This window comes from Pseudofrankia inefficax, assembly GCF_000166135.1.
GTDB lineage: Bacteria > Actinomycetota > Actinomycetes > Frankiales > Frankiaceae > Pseudofrankia > Pseudofrankia inefficax.
Window position 1 is genome coordinate 5,877,875 of record NC_014666.1, and the last position, 19,265, is coordinate 5,897,139.

The following is a 19,265-nucleotide window of genomic DNA, read 5'->3' on the forward strand; positions in this document are numbered from 1 at the left end:
GCGCGGCCGGCGCCTGTCGGGTGGGTCACATCCCTGTCCGGGCAACGGCCTTGGACGGCACGGACCCCCACGACGAGGCCATCGGTCGCCGCCGGGGCCTCAGCCTCACGCCGCGGGCGCGGCGCGCTCCGGCGGGATCGGCCGGGCTACGGCCAGCGGTACAGCCCGTTGGACGGGCCGCCTGCCTCGCCGTTGTTCAGCGTCACGACCTGCGTCTCCGCCGCGTCGCGGACGGGCGGGCGTGGGGCGCCGCTGGCGGGCTCGCCGCCGGCCACCCGGGTCTCGTCCTCGTCCGGGCCCAGGCCGGCGGGATCCACGGCGTCCGCCGACCCGGCCGCCTCGGCCCGAGCCGCGGCCGCGGCGGCGCGGGTGTCGCCCGGCTGCCGCCGGCCCCAGGGCAGCGACCCGCCGCGGCGGGCGGGCCGGCCACCGTCGCCCCGCGCGTCCGGCTGCCGGTGCGCGCCGCGGCCGCCGGCCCGGCCCTCGTCGAGCGGTCGCGGCTCGTCCATGCCGTCGCCAGGGCCAGGGCCAGCGCCAGCGCCAGCGCCAGCGCCAGCGCCAGGAGAACGATCACCGTGGGGCTCGGGTCCGGTCCACTGACGCCTGACCGAACCGACATAGCCGTCGTACGGCCCCGGCCAGGCCGGACCATCGCCGACCGCCGGGCCACGCGCCACGTCGTCGCCGCGACCGCCAGGCTGGGCCGGGCGAACGGGTCCGTCGAGCTCGTCCGTGTCGTCGTCGGACGCGGCGGCCGCGCCACCGAAGCCGCCGAGACCGACGATGCCGCCGATGTCGAGCCCGTTGCGCGGGACGGCCGGGCCACCGTCGGCACCGCTGCCCCGTTCGGAGCCTCTGCCCTGGTCGGCGCCTCTACCCTGGTCGGAGCCTCTGCCCTGGTCGGCCCCGGAGCCGACGCCAGAGCCCAGACCGGCGCCGGAGCCCAGACCGGCGCCGGGCCCGGCCGCGACGACACCGCCGACGGACACGATGTCCCACGGGGCCGGGCCGGCGGCGCCTGGCGTGGTCCACCCGCCGGCCGGCGCGGCGGGCGCCGGGCCGGTGGCCGTCCGTTCGCCGTCCGGCACGGTGCCGCGCGGCCCGAAGAGCGGGTCACGGCCGGCCTGGCCCACCCGGTCGAGCCCGAGCGGGTCGCGGCGCGACGCGTCGTAGCCGCCGTAGCCGCCGCCCTCGTAGCCGTCGCCGCGCTGCGCACCGTGGTAGCCGCCGCGGGCGAAGCCGCCGTACCCGCCGGTGCCGTACCCTCCGCCGGTCAGATCCACCCCGGGCATCCGCAGCCCGCCGCTCGGCGGGCCGCCGAGGGCGAACCCGCCGGTCGGGGGGTAGTCGGGAACCTGGTCACTGGGAGACAGCGGGGGCGGCGGCCCCATCGACGGGTAGGCCGGCGGCGCGGGAGGCACGGTGGCGGGCCCGTCGGTCCAGCCGGTCGGGCCGGCGCCGTCGGCCGGCCGCCCGCGGTTCGCGCCGCCGGCCGGGTCCGCGGGCGGCGGCGCGGGGTGGCCCGGTCCCGGCTGCTCCCAGCCGGGTGAGCCCGTGGACCACGGCGCCGGTGGACCGGCCGTGCCACCGGGGACGAGGTCATCGAACCCTGGGTTCTCCCAGGACACCGAGCCGCGGTGTTCCGCGCGGCGGCGCTCGGCCTCGATCCGGTCGCGCCGGGCCCGGTCCCGCTCGACCCGCTCACGCTCGGCCCGCTCCAGCTCCGCGTGCTCCCGTTCGAGCCGTTCGCGCTCGGCCCGCTCGGCCTCGGCGCGTTCCCGCGCCGCCCACGCGCGCTCGGCCCGCTCGCGCTCCAGCTCCGCCCGCTCACGCTCGATCCGCTCCAGGTCCGCCCGCTCACGCTCGGCGCGCTCACGCTCGGCCCGCTCGCGCTCCGCGCGTTCCAGCTCGGCCCGTTCCAGCTCGGCCCGTTCGTACTCGGCGCGCTCCAGCTCCGCCCGCTCACGCTCGGCCCGTTCACGCTCCGCGCGTTCCAGCTCGGCCCGCTCCAGCTCCGCGCGCTCATAATCGGCACGGTCCAGCGCCGCGCGTTCGAGCTCGGCCCGCTCCAGCTCGGCGCGCTCGGACGCCGCGCGGTCCCGCTCGGCCTGCTCCCAGCCGGCGTGGTCGAACCCGGCCGCCGCCTCGTCAGCCAGCAGCCGCTCGGCCAGCAGCTCGGCGAGCGGGCGCGGCGGCCCGATGTGGAAGCCCTGCGCGTAGTCGACCCCGATGTCGGCCAGGACGCGGGCGAGGGACTCCCGGTCGACGTTCTCGGCGATCGTGTACATGCCGAGGGTGCGGGCGATACGCACCACCGCGTCGACGAGGGCCATGTCCTGCGCGTTCTCGTCCGCCTGCCGGACGAAGTCACCGTCGATCTTGACGCCGCTGAACGGCAGCGTGCGCAGGTGCACCACCGATCCCATCCCGACCCCGAAGTCGTCGAGGATGAACCGGCAGCCGGCCGCGGTGAGCTTCTCGGCCAGCCGGCGGGCCGGCTCGACGCTCACCAGGGTGGACCGCTCCGCGATCTCCAGGCCGAGCCGGGTCGGGTTGACGGCGCTGCCGCGCAACGCGTCGAGAACGAAGTCACCGAAGCCGGGGTCCTCGACCGAGCGCGCGGAGATGTTGACGTGCAGGTACAGCGACCCGTGCGGCCCGTCGGCGGCGAGGGCGGCGACCGCCTGGCCCACGACCCACCGGTCCAGCCGCAGCACCAGCTCGGTCCGCTCGACCGGTTCGAGGAACTCCCGCGGCGACAGCTCCGGCAGCAGCCCGTCCCGCAGCCGCACCAGCAGCTCGTAACCGATGACGCGACGGGCCCCGAGATCGACGAGCGGCAGCGCGTCGACGGCGAGGGTGCCGCTCTCCAGCGCGACCCGGACCCGCTGGGTGACCGACACCCGCCGTTCGGCCTGGGAGTACTGGGCATCGGTGAACAGCCGGGCCCGGTCGCGGCCGGCGTCCTTGGAGTCGTAGAGCGCGAGGTCCGCCTGGGCGAGCGCCGCGGTCTCGTTGTCGACGTGCGCGAGCGGGACCACGCCGATGCTGACCGTGACCCGCAGGGCCAGCTCGTCGACCGGGACCGGCGTCCGCGCGACCGCCTGGCAGACGCGCTCGGCGACCGCGAGGCCGGCGTCGCCGTCACCGTCGCGCAACAGCACCGCGAACTCGTCGCCGCCGAGCCGGCCGAGCACCGCGTCGGGCAGTTCCTCGCGCAGCACCTGGCTCAGGCCCCGCATGACGATGTCGCCGACGGCGTGGCCGCGCAGGTCGTTGATGTCCTTGAAGTGGTCGACGTCGATGATCAGGAGCGAGCCGGACCGGCCGGCGGGGGCCGCGGCGAGGTGGTCGCGCAGCGCCTTGTTGATCGCCCGGCGGTTGAACAGCCCGGTCAGCGCGTCCCGCTCCGCGAGGTGCGCGAGCTCCTGCTGGACGCGGTGCAGGTCGGTGATGTCGCGCGAGGTGCCCAGCACCCGGGCCGGGGTGCCGGCGTCGTCGGTGATGACCTCCCCGAAGCACTCGAAGACCCGCTCGCCCTGGCCGAACCGGTCGCGCAGCCGGTGCAGGTAGGTGAAGGTACCGGGCGTCCGGATCGCGGCCGCGACCGCGGACCGGATCGTGCGCATGTCCAGGGGCGGCAGCAGCTGCTCGATCTGGTCCAGGTCCATCTCGTCGCCGCCGCGGAAGCCCAGCAGCTTCAGCTGGTTGCGGGAGAAGCTGACCGAGCCGGCGATCAGGTCCCACTCCCAGGTGCCCGTGCGGGTGAGCTCCTCGATGCGGTCGAGACGGTCCGGGCCGGACAGCAGCAGCAGCGCGGCCCCGCTCGCGCTCGGGTTCAGCATGACCTGCTGGCCGGCCTCGGCGGCGGCTGGCGCCGAGTCGGGCTCGGCCTCACCGGGCGGCAGGACGGACGGACGCGGGACGACCGGCCGGGCCATCATGACCGTGTCGTCGGTGACCGGCGTGCCCCAGGCCGCCTGGTCCCATTCGGGCGTGCCGCGCCACGCCTCGTCGCCGCCGCCCGCCGGGGCGGCCCAGCCGGCGGCGGTGACCGCGACAGCGGGGTAGGCGTCGGTGACGTCGAAGACCTCGTAGAGCACCAGGCCGTCGGCCCAGCCGTCGCCGGGCGGGGTGAGCCGCTGGCAGCGCAGCCGTAGCCGGCGCTCGGCGCCGTCCGGCCCGATCCACGGAACGTCGACCGGACCAGCGCCGACGACCAGCCCGGACAGCGGCAGCCGCGCCTCGGCGACGGCCCGGCGCGCCAGCGCACGGGACGACTCGGGCAGCGGGTCACCCAGCCGCTCGGCGAACCGGTCGTCGGCCCGGCTGTTGCCCGCCCCGCCCGGGGTCGCGTCCGGGTCTCCCGCGGACACGCTCAGGCCGGTGGCCGCGGCGGCCGGCCGCGGGCCGGGGTTCACGGCGGCCACATCCGGGCCGGCCTTCGCTGCGGCCAGGTCCGGGCTCGGGTCTCCAGCGGCCGGGCCCGGCCCGGGCTCCCCGGCCGACACGCTCAGGCCGGTGTTCTTGGCCGGGTTCGGGCCGGTGCGTTCGCCGTCCGCGACGGCCGGTTCGCGGCCCGCCGGCGCGAGCCCGACGACCCCCGCGAGCGCCGCGTTGACCCAGACGACCCGGCCCTCGGTGTTCACCAGTAGCAGGCCCGCCGAGACGGCGTCGGCCACCAGCCCTGTCACCCCGGCGACCAACGCACCTCCCACGCAGCTGTCGGCCTGGGTCGTGCCGGGCGCCCTGCTGGATCGGCGAAGGCCGATCTGGTGGGTCGCGTCGGCGCTGGCCAGGCCCTCCGCTGCGCAGTCTAGCGGCAGTCGTCCGAGTACATTCCGTTAGGGGTTCCGGACCCTGCGGAACAGGCCGCCTGCCAGGGAGTCTCGCGTCCCCTAGTCGCCCGAGCCGTGCTCGTGGATCTGCTCGGCCAGGTACTGCGGCGCACCGAGCTGGCGGATCAGCTCCAGCTGGGCCTCCAGCCAGTCGATGTGCTCCTCCTCCTCGGAGATCAGCCACTCGAGGAGGGTGGCGGAGCCGAAGTCCGACTTGCTCCGGCTCAGGGTCACGCCCTTGCGCAGGGTCTCGACGTTCTCCAGCTCGCGGGCGTAGTCGAGCTCCAGCATCTCGGGCACGTTCTCGCCGGTGCGCAGCGGGTGCAGCCGCTGCAGGTTGGGGTGGCCGTCGAGGTAAAGAATCCGATGAATGATCTTGTCGGCGTGCTTCATCTCGTCGATCGACTCGTCGCGGTAGTGATGCCCGAGCCCGTGGAATCCCCAGTGCTCCTGGATGCGGTAGTGCAGGAAGTACTGGTTGATCGCGGTGAGCTCGTTCGTCAGCACCGCATTCAGGATCTCGACAACCTCGTCGTCACCACGAACCACCCAGGCCTCCACTCGTCGTCACGCCGCCGCGACGCTCCGCAGTGGTCGTCGCCGGTCGGCCAGGTCCGGAGCCGTCAGGCGGCCCAGGCAGCGCCAGCGACCGGCATCTCACGGAGATGACGGGAGAGCAGGTCCGCGATCTCTTCGCGGCATCCCCCGCAGCCAGTGCCGGCGTCGCAACGCTCACCGACCTCATCGGCGTCGTGCGCACCCGACTCAATGACTTTCCGTAGCGTCCGGTCGGAGACAGCAAAGCACGAGCAGACCAGCATTGCACCCTCACCACGCGGACGGGCCCGGCGATATCTTCGCGACCAGGCAAGTTCATTCGGCGCAGGACTTCCTAGCCACCAACATCGCTTAGCTAAGGCTTCCCTAAGAGCTACAGAATGCCACGTTAGGCTGCCCTAACACAAGGCGGCCTAAGTAGCGGCGCAGCTCACAGTCAGGCCCCGTCGGCATGCCCGGCGGAACGGGTGGCGGGGAAGCCAGTACGGGCCACCGACCGAGGCGCCGCGCCGGCCTCGCCCCAGGACCAGCAAGATCGCTGCTTTCGCCCTCGCCGGGCCGTAACCGCAGCGGTTTTGTGACCATTTGAAGGTCAAAACGACGATCATGCCAACGGGCCGCGGAGACGGCGCCGGCGGCGGACGGCGGGCGTCAGGAGGCGTCGGTGACGATCTCGACGCGGCGGTTGGCGGCTCGGCCGGCCGGGGTCGCGTTGTCGGCCGCTGGGCGGCTCGCGCCGTAGCCGACGGCCCGCAGCCGCCCGGCCGGCACGCCCTGGCTGACGAGGTAGCCGACCGCCGCCTGGGCCCGCCCGAGCGACAGGGCCTCGTTGAGGGACGCGGGCCCGGTGCTGTCGGTGTGACCGGCGACCAGCGCCGGGGCGGTGCCGGCCCGCAGCGCGGCGGCGACGAGGTCGAGCGCGGCCCGGTCGCGGTCGGACAGCACGGCGCTGTCGGACGCGAAGGTCACCGGGTGCCCCGAGGCGGCGGCCGCGAGCGCGGCGGCGTCGCCGCCAGGCCCCTGGGCGCCGCCCGTTCCGGCCGCCCCGGCGTCCGGGGAGCGGGGACCCGGCGCCGCGGCCGTGGCGACGACGAGCCGGTTGTCCAGGTCGATCCTGGTCCCGCCGACGCGGCCCGCGGTGAGCACGGCGGCGCCGAGGCTCGTCCGGCCGCTCTCGTTGGCGACCGTGCCGGTCAGGACGAGGTGGCCGCCGTCCAGGGTGAGGGTGTGCGTCCCCGGCGCCCGGGTCAACGCCGTGACCAGGCCGGCCAGCGCCGGGACAGCCGGCTGCGCGGCGCGCGGGTCGACGGCGATGTCGCTGGTCAGCTGCCCGCCGGTGGCGTCGACGACCGCGTCGAGCAGGGCGGTGCGCCGAGTACGGTCCGGCACGGTCGCCCGCACCGTCAGCCGGCCCTGCTCGACGGTCAGCACGACCGGCTGGGCCGGCCTGGTGGCCACGAGCGCGTCCGAGCCGAGCCGGGCCGAGCTCACCCCGTCCACCCGGGCGGCGCGCAGGGCCGCGTCGGCCGCCGCGACGCTGGCGAAGTCCCCGTGCAGGGTGGCCGCGGTGCCGGCGACCGTCACCACGACCTGGGACGCGCCGGACTGGCGCACCGCCTCGTTCGCCCGCTGGGAGAGGTCCTTCTCGATCGGCCCACGCCGCAGACCAACCGCCAGCAGGGCGAGCACCAACCAGGTCAGCAGCAGCGAGACGGCGAACGCGACCGGTCGGGGACGCTTCAGCTGCGTCACCGCGGACAGGACCATGAACCGACTCCGAGCTGGGAATCCGGATGAGCGAAGACCGGCGGGCGGCGCGCGGCCAGCGGCGACGCGGACGGGCGCGAGGCTCGGAACGCGGGCTCAGCTGGCCGCGGGACCCCCGCGACACGGGCAACTCTCGCACATCGGTACCGACCCGACGCACACGCCACTCCGACACGCCGCAACAAACCTCATCAGCGACGCAATAGCCACGGATCCGGCGTGGCGGACACCCACCGACCGTTCGACGACGGCCTGTCCGGCTCGGTCGTGGCGGGCCGCGATAGAGCGCAGGCCGGGCCGCGCGGGCAGTGCCGGCCGGCACTGCCCGCGGGCTCGGGGTCGCCTAGCTCAGGGTCGCGAATCCCCCGGCCGCGGACCGGGAGGGGTTCGTCGGGCTCGGGACCTGCGACGGGTCGCCGGGAACCGCCGTCGGCGCGGTCGCGGCCAGCGAGTCCGCGGCCACGGCGCCCGCCGCGGCGCCGGACGGCAGCGGCAGGTCAACGGGCGCGGGTGCCAGGTCGTCGGCCGGCGTCGTGGCCAGGCCCTGGCGCGGCGACCCGCGGGTGAGCGCGATCGCGGCCGCCGCCGAGACGGCCAGCACCGTCCAGCCGGCGACGGCGTCCAGGATGTAGTGGTTCGCCGTCGCCATCACCACGAACGCGGTGCAGCACGGGTACAGCACGCCGAGCACCCGCAGCCACAGCCAACGGGCGTGGCGGGCGATCAGCAGCCCGCACCACAACGCCCAGGCGCAGTGCAGCGACGGCATCGCGGCGTACAGGTTGGCGACCTTGTCGAGGCCGTGCGGCGCGGCGCTGGCGCTGGCGCTCCACCAGCCGTAGTTGCTGAACCGGGACATCGTGTCGATGAAGCCGGCGTTCGGCAGCAGCCGCGGCGGCGCCGTCGGGAACAGGAAGAACCCGAGCAGGCACAGGAGCGTGGTGAACACCAGGGTCCAGCGGGCCCGCGAGTAGCTGGCGCCGTGGCGGCGGTGCATCCAGAGGATCACCGTCGGCGTGACGATGAAGTGCAGCGTCGCGTAGTAGTAGCAGCAGATCACCGCCAGCACCGGCACCGTGTCGAGCCAGTGGTTCAGCGACAGCTCGATGTCCAGGTGCATCGCGGACTGCCAGCGCAGCAGGGTCTCACCGGTCCGGGTGGCCTCGGCGACGGAACCCTCGGCGAAACCGCGGGTTCCCGTGTAGCAGTAGTACAGCGCGAGCAGGATCAGGATCTCGACCCACCACACCGGCCGCCGGGTCTTCGGGTCGCGGAACCGCCTGCGCCATCGGTCCCCACGGGTCTCCGTGCCGACCGGCGCGCCCTCACCGCCAGCCACGCCCGCCGCCACCGCGAGGGCCACCGGCGCCGCCGCGGGCTCGGCCGGCGGCGCGGCCACCTGCCCCGTGTCAGCCGGCTGCGCCACGTGGGCGCGCGGCCTCGGGGTACCTGCCCCGTCCTGACCCGTTGCCATCCCTCTACTCAACCCGATACCTCCGACAGATCTCCTACCACCCCCACCGGACGGACCCTGGCCGTCCGAGCCAGAAACGCTGCAAGGGACCGGTTCCGCCGCCCCGAGGCGAGGCCGCGGTACCGATCCCCTGTGACCAAGCGCACGCTGTGGAACTCCCCCGCGAAGGTCAGGTGCCGGGGTGGGTGCCGGTCGCGGCCGGGCTCGCCGGCGCCGCGACCGAACCGGCGCCGACGGCACCGGACGTCGTGGTGGCGGAGGCCGGCAGGGCGCTGCCGGCGACCCAGGTGGACCACGGTATCGACCAGTCGTTGCCGAGTTGCGAGGTGTCCGGCGGCCGGCCGCTGTTGAACACGTTGACGATGTCCCCGACCTGGCTGAAGTTGAAGAACCACTCAGCGTCGGCGGGGGCCGCGTTCACACAGCCGTGCGAGACGTTGACCCGGCCCTGGTCGGCCACCGACCACGGGGCCGCGTGGACGTACTGGCCACCGCTGGTGATCTGCACGTTCCACAGGACGGTCTCGTAGTAGTAGTCCGGGTCACCCTTCGGGATGCCGACCGTCGCCGAGTCCATGATCACGGACTGGGCCTTGTCGATGACGTTGTGCGGCCCGTCCATGGTCAGCAGGGTCTGCTTGCCGCCCTTGCCACCGCTGATCGGCATGGTCTTCACCAGCTCGCCGTTGCGGTAGACCTTCATCGTGTGCGCGGCGATGTCGACCTGGCTGACCTGCGCGGCGCCGATGCTGAAGTCCATCGTCCGGTCCTTGACCCCGAGCAGCCCGTTGCCGGCGTCCAGCCCGGCCAGGTTCGCCTCGACGTGGACCTTGGTGCCGGAGGGGTAGTAGTCCTTCGGCCGCCAGCGGACAACCCGGTCGGTCAGCCAGCTCCAGGAGCCCTCGAGCGCCGGGGTCGTGGTGACGGACAGCCGGCTCTGCACGGCGGCCCGGTCGGTGGTGGCGCCGCTGAAGGTCAGGACGATCGGGGTACCGACCCCGACGACCTGGCCGTCGACCGGGTCCCAGGAGACCTTGAACTGCTTGGCCGGGGTTCCGGTGGTGAAGCCCACGTGGCTGGTCGCCGTCCCGGTGATGCCGGCGGCCGGCGAGGTCGACGCCGTGACCTGGTACTGGCTGCCCGCGAACAGCCCGCCGGTCGAGGTCCAGGTCCTGTGGTCGGCCGAGTACGCGCCCGCCAGGGTGCCGGCATCGGTCTTCTGCGAGGTGCTGGCGGCGCGGGCGACCTGGACGTCGGCGAGCGGCGCGTTGGCGGTGACCACGACCTTGTCGGTCACCGCGACGCCGGTCGCGCCATCGGTCGGGGTCACCTTGACGGCGGCCGCCGGTATCGCGGGCGTGCTCGCCCCGCCACCGCCCGCCTGGGCGGGGCCGCTGCCGCTACCGCAGGCCGCCAGGACGATCGCGAGCAGAGGTATGACCAACGCGACGAGAGACCTGGGAAAACCACCGCGAACGGCGGGCCGGCCAGGCCGATGATTGTGCTCGCTCGCGGAGAAGACCATCGTTCGCCTTCTTCCGATCTCCGGGACTGCCGATAGCACGTCCGCGCGAAAACTCTGAGCCGGACGGTACCCACCGGCTCGGTGTTCGTCGCGGCGAGCAAGCGAAATAGCCCTGTCGCCCGGGCGACCATCACCAATTGACCACGATGCCAATACGGAGAGTCGCGCTCTCCTGGCAATATTCACGAAGCCCTCCCACACCGCGCGACCGACACCTACCGCCGCACGGACCGTTCGTGATCCGACAACCTGCCCACCGCGCGAGCCACCGGCGATTTCCACCGCGCCCCGCGCCGTCGCCGACACATAGCCGCCCGCCCGGAACGCCTAACCCGGCCAGACAGCTCGCATCAACGACAAACGACGGCCACCGCGCGTGCCGGCTCCGCTCCCCCGCGGCGCCGGCCGATAACCGAACCCGCTCCAGCGTGCCCTACGAGAACCACCGGGCGCACCGTCTGCTTCCCACCGGCGACGGGACCGTGAACAACATCCGCCCGCCTCGGGTCTAGCGCGCCACTATGCGATGGAGGCAACCCGGCAATGTCACGAAGAACGCCCCATCTGAACGCGGAGAGTAAGCAGAGGCATGGGCGTCGGCTGACCGTGTGCCGCCGAATCCCGAAACATCCACCGAACAGGGCCGTGACCGGGACCGCGACCGGGCGGGCGAGGATGGCGCGGGGAGCGCGGCCACGCCCTCGGGGCGACGGCGGCCGCGGGGCCCGAAGAGTCGCAGGGACAGGAGGCGTCATGGCGATCGTTCTCGGGCCGAACCAGTTCGGGAAGGCGGAGGTGCGGCTGGTCCATGTGGACCGGTCGACCCCGGTGCACAGGATCACCGACCTCAACGTGTCGACCGCGCTGCGTGGCGACTTCGCCGCGGCGCATCTGACCGGTGACAACGCGCACATCCACACCACGGACGCGCAGAAGAACACCGTCTACGCGTTCGCGCGGGACGGCGTCGGCGAGATCGAGGAGTTCGGGCTGCGGCTGGCCCGGCATTTCACCGGAGCGTTCGGTTGGATTACCGGCAGCCGGATCGAGATCGAACAGTACGGCTGGGACCGCATCCCGGTCGGCGGCGCCGGACATGACCATGCATTCAGCCGGGCCGGCGCCGAACGGCGCACCACGGTCGTCACGGTGGACGGCGACGACGCATACATCGTTTCCGGCCTCGCCGGGCTGGTCGTGCTGAAGTCGACAGGTTCGGAGTTCTGGGGCTACGCGACCGACCGCTATACCACGCTCGCCGAGACCACCGACCGGATCCTCGCCACCGAGGTGACCGCGCGCTGGCGCCTCACCGGCGCGGACCACGACTACGGGAAGCTGTTCACCAGCATTCGGACGATCCTGCTGGAGACCTTCGCCTCGGTACACAGCCTCGCGTTGCAGCAGACGCTCTACAAGATGAGTGAGGAGGTGCTGACGGCACATCCGGAGGTGGCCGAGATCAGGATGTCGATGCCGAACAAGCACCATTTTCTGGTCGACCTGGAACCGTACGGTCTCGACAACCCGAACACCGTCTTCTACGCGGCGGACCGCCCGTACGGGAAGATCGAGGGAACGGTGACCAGGGACGACGCAGACCCGGCCGGCCCGGCGTGGCTCTGACGGCTCCAGGTCTCTGCCGGCTCCGGGGCTCTGCCGGCTCCGGGGCTCTGACGGCTCCGGGGCTCCGCTGAGCCGGGCCGGTCAGCTCGCCCGGTCAGCTGGCCCGCAGGGTCACGACGTCGCCGGGCGCCAGGCCGAGCCGGCTCGCGGCGGCGCCGTCGCGCACCGCGAAGGCCGCCATCCCGGCCGAGTCGACGTAGAGCACCAGTTCGCCCGGCCCGACGGACCCGAACGTCACCCCGACGGGCATCCGCAGCGGCGCGCCCGCGGTCGAGGTCTGGACCTCGGCCCGGCGGCCGGGCACCAGCCCTACGTCGGCGAGCAGGTCGCCGGTCGCGGCCAGCTGGACGTTGCCGAACCGGTCGACGAGCACGACCTCCGCCTCCAGCTCGGCGGCCGGGTCCTCGGCCGCCCGCACCCGGGCGAGCACCGGCGGGAGCTGGACCAGGCCGGCCGGGTCGACCCGCGCGCCGAGTGCCTCGGGGGCCGTGCCGGTGGCCAGCTCCGCCGCGGCGGGCGCGAACACGTCCCGCCCGTGGAAGGTCGCGGGCACCCCCGGCCGGGCCACCAGCGCCACGGCGGCCCGCACCCCGCCGAGCACCGCCGCGGCGGGGGCGAGCAGGCCGTTGTCCGGCCCGACCAGCATCCCGCCCGGCGTGACCAGCACGATGCCGCGCCGGCTGGTGCCGACGCCCGGGTCGACCACGGCCAGATGCACCGGGACCGGCAGGTAGCGCACCGTCTGCGCCAGCACGGCCGCGCCGCGACGCACGTCGCCCGGGTCGATCAGGTGGCTGATGTCCAGGGCCCGCACCCCACGCCGCAGCAGGACCCCGTGACACGCCGCGACGAACCCGTCGGCGAGCCCGTAGTCGGTCAGGAAGCTCACGTGCGGCACAGCGTCCATGCTCTCTCGCCACCCACCAGCCGCCAGCGGGGCCGCGCCGTCCGGCCAGCCGCCGTCCAGCCAACCGCCGTCCGGCCAGCCATCATTCAGCCAAGCATCGTCCAGCCAGGCGTCGCCCAGCCAAGCGCCGCGGCGAGCACCCGCCACGGCTCTTGATCACAAATCCTATGCCCAAACTGGACAGAAACCGGGCAACCCGCCCAGTGGCGGCCGCGTCGCCGGCCCGGTCAGATCGCGCCGTCAGCGCGCAGCCCGGACAGCTCGGCACCGTCGTAGCCGAGCTCGGTGAGGATCTTCTCGGTGTGCTCGCCGAGCCCCGGCACCGGCTCCAGCCGGGGTGGCGCGTCCGGGAACTCGACCACCGGGCGCAGCTGGCGGACGGGCCCGGCCGGCGAGTCGATCTCGACCCAGCGGTCCCGCGCGGCCAGCTGCGGGTGGGTCAGCACGTCGGCCATCTCGTTGACCCGCCCGTAGGCGATCCCGGCCGCGTCGAGGCGGGCCGTCACCTCGGCCGTCGGCAGCGCCCCGACGACGCCGGCGACCAGCGCGTCGGTACGGGCCCGGTTGCGCACCCGTTCCCGGTTGGTCGCGAACTCGGGATCCTCGCCCAGCTCCGGGCGGCGCAGCAGGCCGGCCGCCAGCCGGGCCCACTCCCGGTCGTTCTGCACCCCGATCAGCACGCTGTCGCCGTCGCCGGTGGTGAACGCCTCGTAGGGGGCGATCGACGGGTGGCCGACGCCGGCCCTGGCCGGGGCCCGGCCCGTGTGCTCGGCGAACTGGACGGCGTAGCCGTTCCACTCGGTGATCGCGTCCAGCATCGTCAGGCTGAGCGCCGCGCCCGCGCCGGTCCGCTCCCGGCGCAGCAGCGCCACCAGGACAGCCTGCGCCGCGTAGGTCCCGGCGGCGACGTCGGCCGCGGCGAACCCCGCCTTCGCCATGTGCTCGGGCGTGCCGGTCACCGACACCAGGCCGGACTCGGCCTGGATGAGCATGTCGTAGGCGCGCCGGTCGGCGTAGGGGCCACTCGGGCCGTAGCCGGACAGGTCGACGGCGACCAGGCGGGGGTAGCGCTCCAGCAGCCCGGCCGCGTCGAGGCCGAGCCGGGCCGCGGCGCCGGGAGAGAGGTTCTGCGCGACGACGTCGGCCCCGGCGACCAGCTTCTCGACGGCCGCCCGGCCGGAGGGCACCTTGATGTCGACCGCGAAGGACTCCTTCGACCGGTTCAGCCAGGAGAAGTGCGCCGACATCCGGCCGCGGACCACGTCGTCGTAGGCGCGGGCGAAGTCGCCGGCCCCAGGCCGTTCGATCTTGATCACCCGGGCCCCGTACTCGGCGAGGTGACGGGTCGCGAACGGCAGCGCGACCGCGTGTTCCAGGCTGACGACGGTCATTCCGGCAAGCGGCAGCACGTCCAGCACACTAGGGCGACGGCGACCGATGCGTCGCCCGTTCGCCCGCTCCGGGCTGGACCAGGCGTCCGCGGCGCGGAAGGCGGACAATGGTGGGTTGGCGGCAGTTTGCGGGCGGCCTGTCCGCGAGCCCCCGCCGAGCGGTGCCACCAGCGCGACCGAGGACACGGGCGCGAGCGAGACCGCGAGCCGAGCGACAGGGCGAGCCGAGAGGCAGGGAGCGGGCGTGCGTACTTGGCGGCGGCGACAGCCGGTGCTGATCACCTCAGCGGCCGACCCGCGCCATGTCGACATCCGCCGCCGCGAGGGCCAGTACCTGTTCTGGATGGCCGTGCGCGTGCTGTGCTTCGTGCTCGCGGTGCTGCTCTTTCACGGGTGGGCCAGGTTCGTCGCGATCGCGGCCGCACTGGTCATCCCGTGGGTGGCCGTCGTGGTCGCGAACGGCGGGCCGGCACCCTCGCGGCGCCGCCCGGCCGGCTACGCCGACGCCGCCCAGCCCCTCGGCGGCGGCGCGCGGCCCCTGGAGTCCGGCCGGCATCCCGTCGTCGACGCCGACGACCCGCGGGCGGAACCTGGCCCGGGCCAGCCGCCGGAGCCTCCCGTCGAGGACGACCTCACCGGCCCGTGGCCGCCCGGGGACCGGCCTCCGTTCGCCCCGCCCTACGTTCCCCCGCCGCCGCGGGGCGAGGTCGGCTTCTTCGGCCCCCGCCGACCACCGCGCGCCGACCGCCGCCGATAGGCGACGCCGGCCCCGTTCGGCAGGTCCGGACCCGCGCCCGACGGCGGCCGGCCCTCGGGGGCTGCCTCAGGTGATGCGGGCCAGCTCTCGCCACAGACCGAGCACGGCCGGGTCGCCGTCCACCGTGATTCGCTCGGTCCCGGCCCGGTTCCAGAGGAACAGGTACAGGTCGGCGGCGCGGCCCACCAGGGCGCAGTCCGCCGGCTCGACGGCCCGGACCACGGTCCGGGCGGCCGGTCCGATCCGGATCGTCCAGCCGGCCTCGGCGTCGGCGTCCGTGGCCCGGATCGAGAGGGCGACCGGCTCGGGCGAGACCAGGCCACGGTGACGCAGCGCGTAGAACCCACCGAGCAGCTCGTCGATCCCGTCCGCGGCGAAAGCCGCGGGTACGCCCGCTGGCTCCCCCGCGGCGCCGGCGCCGGCCTGGCCTGACGCGGCCAGCGCCAGCTCGGCGTCCACCCGGTGGACCGCCGTCTCATGGGCCTGCCGGCGGGCCCAGAACTCCAGCGGCGACGGCGCGCCCGGCCACAGCGTCCAGCAGGCCACCGCCGGGTCGGCGTTCGCCAGCGTCTGGACGAGCGCCGCGTGCCCGTCCCTGAACCAGTCGAGCAGCAGCTCTCCGTCCGGCATCACCAGCTCGCCGTCGCCCTCGATCGGCCGCGGCCTGCCGTGGCCGTCCGCTATGTAGGAAGCCGCCCAGCGGTGCACACAGCCGGTGTGCGTCAGCAGGGTACGCACCCGCCAGCCCGGGGCGGACGGGACCTCGGCGTCGAACCCGGCGAGCGCCGCCGCCTCGGCCAGCCGGGCGCCGTCCCGGCGCAGCGACGCGAGGTGCCCGTCGATCCCCATGGCCACGATGTCGCCTTTCCCTGGCACCGCCGTCCGTTTGGGCGACAACTCCGCGACGGACGGACATCGCGGACGTCCTACGGCACGGCTAACAAAGCCAGCCCACCGGACAAGCACTACTTAGCTGTGGCGCAACGTTCATGTTGTGGCCGACTGATGGTATTCGTCTGCGCTACCAGCCCTGTCACCGTGACGTTGTGCGCGTAGCGGTGGTCACCGAATCCTTCCTTCCCCACGTGGACGGGGTGACGAACACGGTCTGCCGCGTCCTGGAGCATTTGAAGGCCGAAGGGCACCAAGCACTGGTGGTAGCGCCGTCCCCCGGTCCGAAGGCGATCCCCGACGCGCCGCGGATCTACGCGGACGCGCCGGTGCTCTGGGCACCGTCGGCCCCGCTGCCCGGCTATCCGCAGTTCCGGTTCGCGACCCCGTGGCCCAGCCTCACCCCGACGCTGCGGGCCTTCGCCCCGGACATCGTGCATCTGGCCGCTCCCGCCGGACTCGGGGCGCAGGCCGCGTACGCGGCCCACCGGCTCGGCGTGCCGAGCGTCGCGGTCTATCAGACCGACCTGGCCGGCTTCGCCCGCCGCTACGGCCTGGCCGCGCTCGACCGCGGCATCTGGCGGTGGCTCGCGACCGTGCACCGGCTCGCCGCCCGGACGCTGGCGCCGTCGTGGGACGCCGTCGACGCGCTGGTCGACGCGGGGGTGCAGCGGGTCGCCCGCTGGCGGCGCGGGGTCGACCTGGAGCGGTTCAACCCCGGGCACCGGGACGAGCAGCTGCGCGGCCGGCTCGCGCCGGCTGGCGAGGTGCTCGTCGGCTACGTGGGGCGGCTGGCGAAGGAGAAGGGCGTCGAGCTGCTCGGCGCCGTCAGCGACCTGCCCGGCACCAGGCTGGTGGTCGTCGGCGACGGGCCGGAGCGGGCCCGCCTGGAGCGGCAGCTGCCCGGTGCCGCGTTCCTCGGCTTCCAGTCCGGGCTGGAGCTCTCCTCGGCGCTCGCGAGCCTCGACGTGTTCGTGCACACCGGCCAGTACGAGACGTTCTGCCAGGCAGCCCAGGAGGCGAAGGCCAGCGGGGTGCCGGTGGTCGGCCCGGCGGCCGGCGGCCTGCTCGACGTCGTCGAGCACGGCCGGACCGGCCTGCACTACCGGCCGGGCGACCCGTCGGCGCTGCGCGCCGAGGTCGGCCGGCTGGTCGGCGACGTCTCCAGCCGGGTCGCGATGGGCGTCGCCGCCCGCGACTCGGTGGCCGACTGCGGCTGGCGCGCGATCGGCGACGAGCTGCTCGGCCACTACCGCGACGTGCTCGGCGCCAACGTCGGTGCCGCCCGCGACGCCGACGCCTGGCGATGAACCCAGAAGTGCATCAGCCCGCCGCGCGGCGCCCGCCGGGCGCGCGGGCCGACGGAAGGTGAGCCCGATGAGGATCGCGCAGGTCGCCAACTTCGTGGCGCCGACGTCTGGCGGCATCCGCACGACGCTGCGGCACCTGGCCGCGGGCTACGTCGCCGCCGGCCACGAGGTCGTCCGGGTGCTGCCGGCCCGGCAGGACGGGGTGCGCCACGTCGACGGGGTCACCACGCTGATGGTCCGGTCCCCGCTGGTACCCGGGACCCCCTACCGCATGATCACCGAGCCGTGGCGGGTCACGGCGATGCTCGACGAGGCGCGCCCGACCCACCTCGAGGTGCACGACCGCACCACGCTGCGCAGGCTGGGCCGCTGGGCCCGGCGCAGCGGGGTGCACTCGCTGGTCGTGTCGCACGAGCGGGTCGACCGGCTGCTCGGCGCGAAGACCCCGGCGTCGCTGCGCGGCGTGCTGCCGGTACGCGCGGCAGCGGACGTCACGAACCGGACGCTGGCCGCCGGCTACGACACGGTGGTGACGACGACCCGCTGGGCCGCCGCCGAGTTCCTGCGCCTCGGGGTGAACAACCTGCGCCAGGTGCCGCTGGGCGTCGACCTGGACCGGTTCGGCACCGAGTGGGCCGACCGGTCGCTGCGCCGGGCGTTCGCCCGCGACTCGGACGTCCTGCTCGTCGCGATCAGCCGGATGGACCCGGAGAAGCGGGTCGACATCGCGATCGACGCGCTCGCCGAGCTGGTCCGCCGCAAGGTGCCGGCCCGGCTGGTGCTGGCCGGCGACGGCAGCGGGCGCAAGGAGCTGGAGCGCCGGGCCGCCGGGCTGCCGGTCGTGTTCCTCGGCTTCGTCGCCGACCGCCAGCGGCTGTCGGCGCTGCTGGCCAGCGCCGACGTCGGCCTGGCCCCCGGGCCGGTGGAGACGTTCGGCCTGGCGGCGCTGGAAGCGATGGCGAGCGCCACGCCGGTGGTGGTGCACCATGGGAGCGCGATGGCCGAGCTGATCGACCCGCGCTGCGGCCGGGTCGCCGCCGGCTGCGGCTACGGCTTCGCCGACGCCATCGAGGAGGTCCTCGCGCTCGACGAGGCCGACCGACGGGTGGCCGCCAGGGCCCGCGCCGAGATGTTCCCCTGGTCCGCCACCGTCGAGGGCTTCCTGTCCGTCCACGGCTTGGCCGTGCCGCCGGCCCAGGCCGCGTTCGCGCTGCCGCCCGCCGACGGGACCGACCTGCCCCGCGCCGCCTGACCGGAGCCGGCCCCGCCCGTCCGGGCGCCGTCTTTGCCGACCGCCAAACGGCCGGCGCGGCCCCGCACGCCGGTTACCTGGACGAATAACCCGCGGTTAGGGCACGTTCTGTTCCGGTCGGGGCCACATCTCGCGCCGGAAGTGCCTACCGTAGGCGCGTGTACCACGCACTGCTGCCCGCGCCCCGGTCTGGACTCCTGACCGGGTGGGGCAACGCCTGGCTCGCCGGGCTCGTCGGCTCCGACGACGTCCTGACGCACATCCACGGGACGCTCGGGCCCGGCCGGCACACGATCGGCGACGAGCCCCTCGTGCTCGGCCTCGGCGCGCTGCGCTCCGCGCGGGCCGAGCGGTTCCGCCTGATCCTGCCGGTGCCGGGCGACGTGTCCGGCCTGCCCGGCCCGCCGGAGGTCAACGCCGACGCGCTCGCGGCCGGTGAGGCGGTGCTGGTCCTCGGCCCCAGCCCGTCGCTGCTGCTGGTGCCCACCGTCGAGGTGCACGGGCCGGCCGTCGAGGGAGCGCTGGAGTCGGTCCACTGGCGGGTCCTGCCGGCCGCCCGGGTGCCGGCGCCACCCGCCCCGGTCCGGGCCGCCGAGTACGAGCTGGCGCAGGCGATCGCGTCGACCACGTCGGCGCTGCTGGACCTGGACATCGCCGCCGCCCGTCCCGAGGTGCTCGCGCTGCTGCGGGACCGGGCCGAGGAGGAGCCCGGACCGGGCCTCGGCCCCGGCTACCCGCCGGTCGCGCACGCCCTGCTGGCCCGGGCCGAACGGCTGCACGCGCTGCTGGACCTCGCCGCCCTCGACGACGGTGCCGCCGTCACCGCAGGCGAGATCGGCCGCCGCAGCGCCGCGCTGCGCGGCCTGTCCGCCGCCGTCCGCCGCGCCTACGAGGCCGCCTACGACGCGTTCGACCCCAACCACGCGACGTCCCCGCCGTCCCGCTGACCGGAGCCGGCTTCGGCCCGCG

At 74.7% G+C, this 19,265-nt stretch carries 13 protein-coding genes and 1 pseudogene; 5 read left to right on the plus strand and 9 right to left on the minus strand.

Features of this window, described 5'->3' with window-relative positions; translation table 11 throughout:
* Positions 1 to 146 precede the first annotated feature (146 nt).
* From FRAEUI1C_RS23795 to FRAEUI1C_RS23815, 6 genes are all read right to left on the minus strand, one after another.
* Positions 147 to 4,694, minus strand: a complete 4,548-nt coding sequence (locus tag FRAEUI1C_RS23795; RefSeq protein ID WP_232425105.1) for a PAS domain-containing protein — start codon at positions 4,692 to 4,694, stop codon at positions 147 to 149.
* A gap of 204 nt (positions 4,695 to 4,898) precedes the next feature.
* Positions 4,899 to 5,387: a bacterioferritin gene (gene bfr, locus FRAEUI1C_RS23800; RefSeq protein WP_013425904.1), complete on the minus strand. Its 489-nt coding sequence runs from the start codon at positions 5,385 to 5,387 to the stop codon at positions 4,899 to 4,901.
* Positions 5,388 to 5,461: 74 nt separating this feature from the next.
* A complete protein-coding gene (locus FRAEUI1C_RS37695; RefSeq protein WP_013425905.1) occupies positions 5,462 to 5,659 on the minus strand; it encodes a (2Fe-2S)-binding protein in 198 nt (65 codons plus the stop codon).
* A gap of 388 nt (positions 5,660 to 6,047) precedes the next feature.
* Entirely contained in the window at positions 6,048 to 7,163 is a 1,116-nt protein-coding gene (locus tag FRAEUI1C_RS23805) for an OmpA family protein (protein WP_013425906.1), read from the minus strand.
* A gap of 343 nt (positions 7,164 to 7,506) precedes the next feature.
* Positions 7,507 to 8,562 carry a phosphatase PAP2 family protein gene (locus FRAEUI1C_RS23810; RefSeq protein WP_232425106.1) on the minus strand — a complete coding sequence of 352 codons (1,056 nt, stop codon included), beginning with the start codon at positions 8,560 to 8,562 and terminating at the stop codon, positions 7,507 to 7,509.
* 244 nt (positions 8,563 to 8,806) lie between these two features.
* The gene (locus FRAEUI1C_RS23815) at positions 8,807 to 10,162 is read right to left on the minus strand and encodes a L,D-transpeptidase (RefSeq protein WP_013425908.1); all 1,356 of its coding nucleotides are present in this window, start codon (positions 10,160 to 10,162) and stop codon (positions 8,807 to 8,809) included.
* 753 nt (positions 10,163 to 10,915) lie between these two features.
* On the opposite strand from FRAEUI1C_RS23815, the pseudogene pucL reads away from it, so the two are divergent.
* Positions 10,916 to 11,859: pseudogene (pucL, locus tag FRAEUI1C_RS23820) on the plus strand (factor-independent urate hydroxylase).
* 23 nt (positions 11,860 to 11,882) lie between these two features.
* On the opposite strand, the gene FRAEUI1C_RS23825 reads toward pucL, so the two are convergent.
* Both FRAEUI1C_RS23825 and FRAEUI1C_RS23830 read right to left on the minus strand, forming a co-directional pair.
* Positions 11,883 to 12,695 carry an SAM hydrolase/SAM-dependent halogenase family protein gene (locus tag FRAEUI1C_RS23825; protein ID WP_013425910.1) on the minus strand — a complete coding sequence of 271 codons (813 nt, stop codon included), beginning with the start codon at positions 12,693 to 12,695 and terminating at the stop codon, positions 11,883 to 11,885.
* Positions 12,696 to 12,922: 227 nt separating this feature from the next.
* Positions 12,923 to 14,104: a CaiB/BaiF CoA transferase family protein gene (locus FRAEUI1C_RS23830; protein ID WP_083819752.1), complete on the minus strand. Its 1,182-nt coding sequence runs from the start codon at positions 14,102 to 14,104 to the stop codon at positions 12,923 to 12,925.
* 226 nt (positions 14,105 to 14,330) lie between these two features.
* On the opposite strand from FRAEUI1C_RS23830, the gene FRAEUI1C_RS23835 reads away from it, so the two are divergent.
* Positions 14,331 to 14,843 (plus strand): DUF3099 domain-containing protein, encoded by a 513-nt coding sequence (locus FRAEUI1C_RS23835; RefSeq protein WP_013425912.1) that lies wholly within the window; start codon positions 14,331 to 14,333, stop codon positions 14,841 to 14,843.
* A 66-nt stretch (positions 14,844 to 14,909) separates the two neighbouring features.
* Here FRAEUI1C_RS23835 and FRAEUI1C_RS23840 read toward each other — a convergent pair whose 3' ends face one another.
* On the minus strand, positions 14,910 to 15,692 hold the full coding sequence (locus FRAEUI1C_RS23840; RefSeq protein ID WP_041259624.1) for a maleylpyruvate isomerase N-terminal domain-containing protein: 783 nt from the start codon (positions 15,690 to 15,692) through the stop codon (positions 14,910 to 14,912).
* A gap of 197 nt (positions 15,693 to 15,889) precedes the next feature.
* Here FRAEUI1C_RS23840 and FRAEUI1C_RS23845 point away from each other — a divergent pair, with 197 nt between their 5' ends.
* From FRAEUI1C_RS23845 to FRAEUI1C_RS23855, 3 genes are all read left to right on the plus strand, one after another.
* Complete coding sequence (locus tag FRAEUI1C_RS23845) at positions 15,890 to 17,044, plus strand: glycosyltransferase family 4 protein (RefSeq protein WP_198318621.1); 1,155 nt, start codon at positions 15,890 to 15,892, stop codon at positions 17,042 to 17,044.
* A gap of 67 nt (positions 17,045 to 17,111) precedes the next feature.
* Positions 17,112 to 18,296 carry a glycosyltransferase gene (locus FRAEUI1C_RS23850; protein WP_013425915.1) on the plus strand — a complete coding sequence of 395 codons (1,185 nt, stop codon included), beginning with the start codon at positions 17,112 to 17,114 and terminating at the stop codon, positions 18,294 to 18,296.
* Positions 18,297 to 18,454: 158 nt separating this feature from the next.
* Positions 18,455 to 19,243, plus strand: coding sequence for an Rv1486c family protein (locus FRAEUI1C_RS23855; protein ID WP_013425916.1), 789 nt, complete (start codon positions 18,455 to 18,457; stop codon positions 19,241 to 19,243).
* Positions 19,244 to 19,265 lie beyond the last annotated feature (22 nt).

Bases quoted from the DNA above. Each gene is read 5' to 3' on its own strand.
- FRAEUI1C_RS23825 (WP_013425910.1), bottom strand. From the start codon at position 12,695: ATGGACGCTGTGCCGCACGTGAGCTTCCTGACCGACTACGGGCTCGCC.
- FRAEUI1C_RS37695 (WP_013425905.1), bottom strand. From the start codon at position 5,659: ATGCTGGTCTGCTCGTGCTTTGCTGTCTCCGACCGGACGCTACGGAAA.
- FRAEUI1C_RS23840 (WP_041259624.1), bottom strand. From the start codon at position 15,692: ATGGGGATCGACGGGCACCTCGCGTCGCTGCGCCGGGACGGCGCCCGG.
- FRAEUI1C_RS23815 (WP_013425908.1), bottom strand. From the start codon at position 10,162: ATGGTCTTCTCCGCGAGCGAGCACAATCATCGGCCTGGCCGGCCCGCC.
- FRAEUI1C_RS23850 (WP_013425915.1), top strand. From the start codon at position 17,112: ATGAGGATCGCGCAGGTCGCCAACTTCGTGGCGCCGACGTCTGGCGGC.
- FRAEUI1C_RS23805 (WP_013425906.1), bottom strand. From the start codon at position 7,163: ATGGTCCTGTCCGCGGTGACGCAGCTGAAGCGTCCCCGACCGGTCGCG.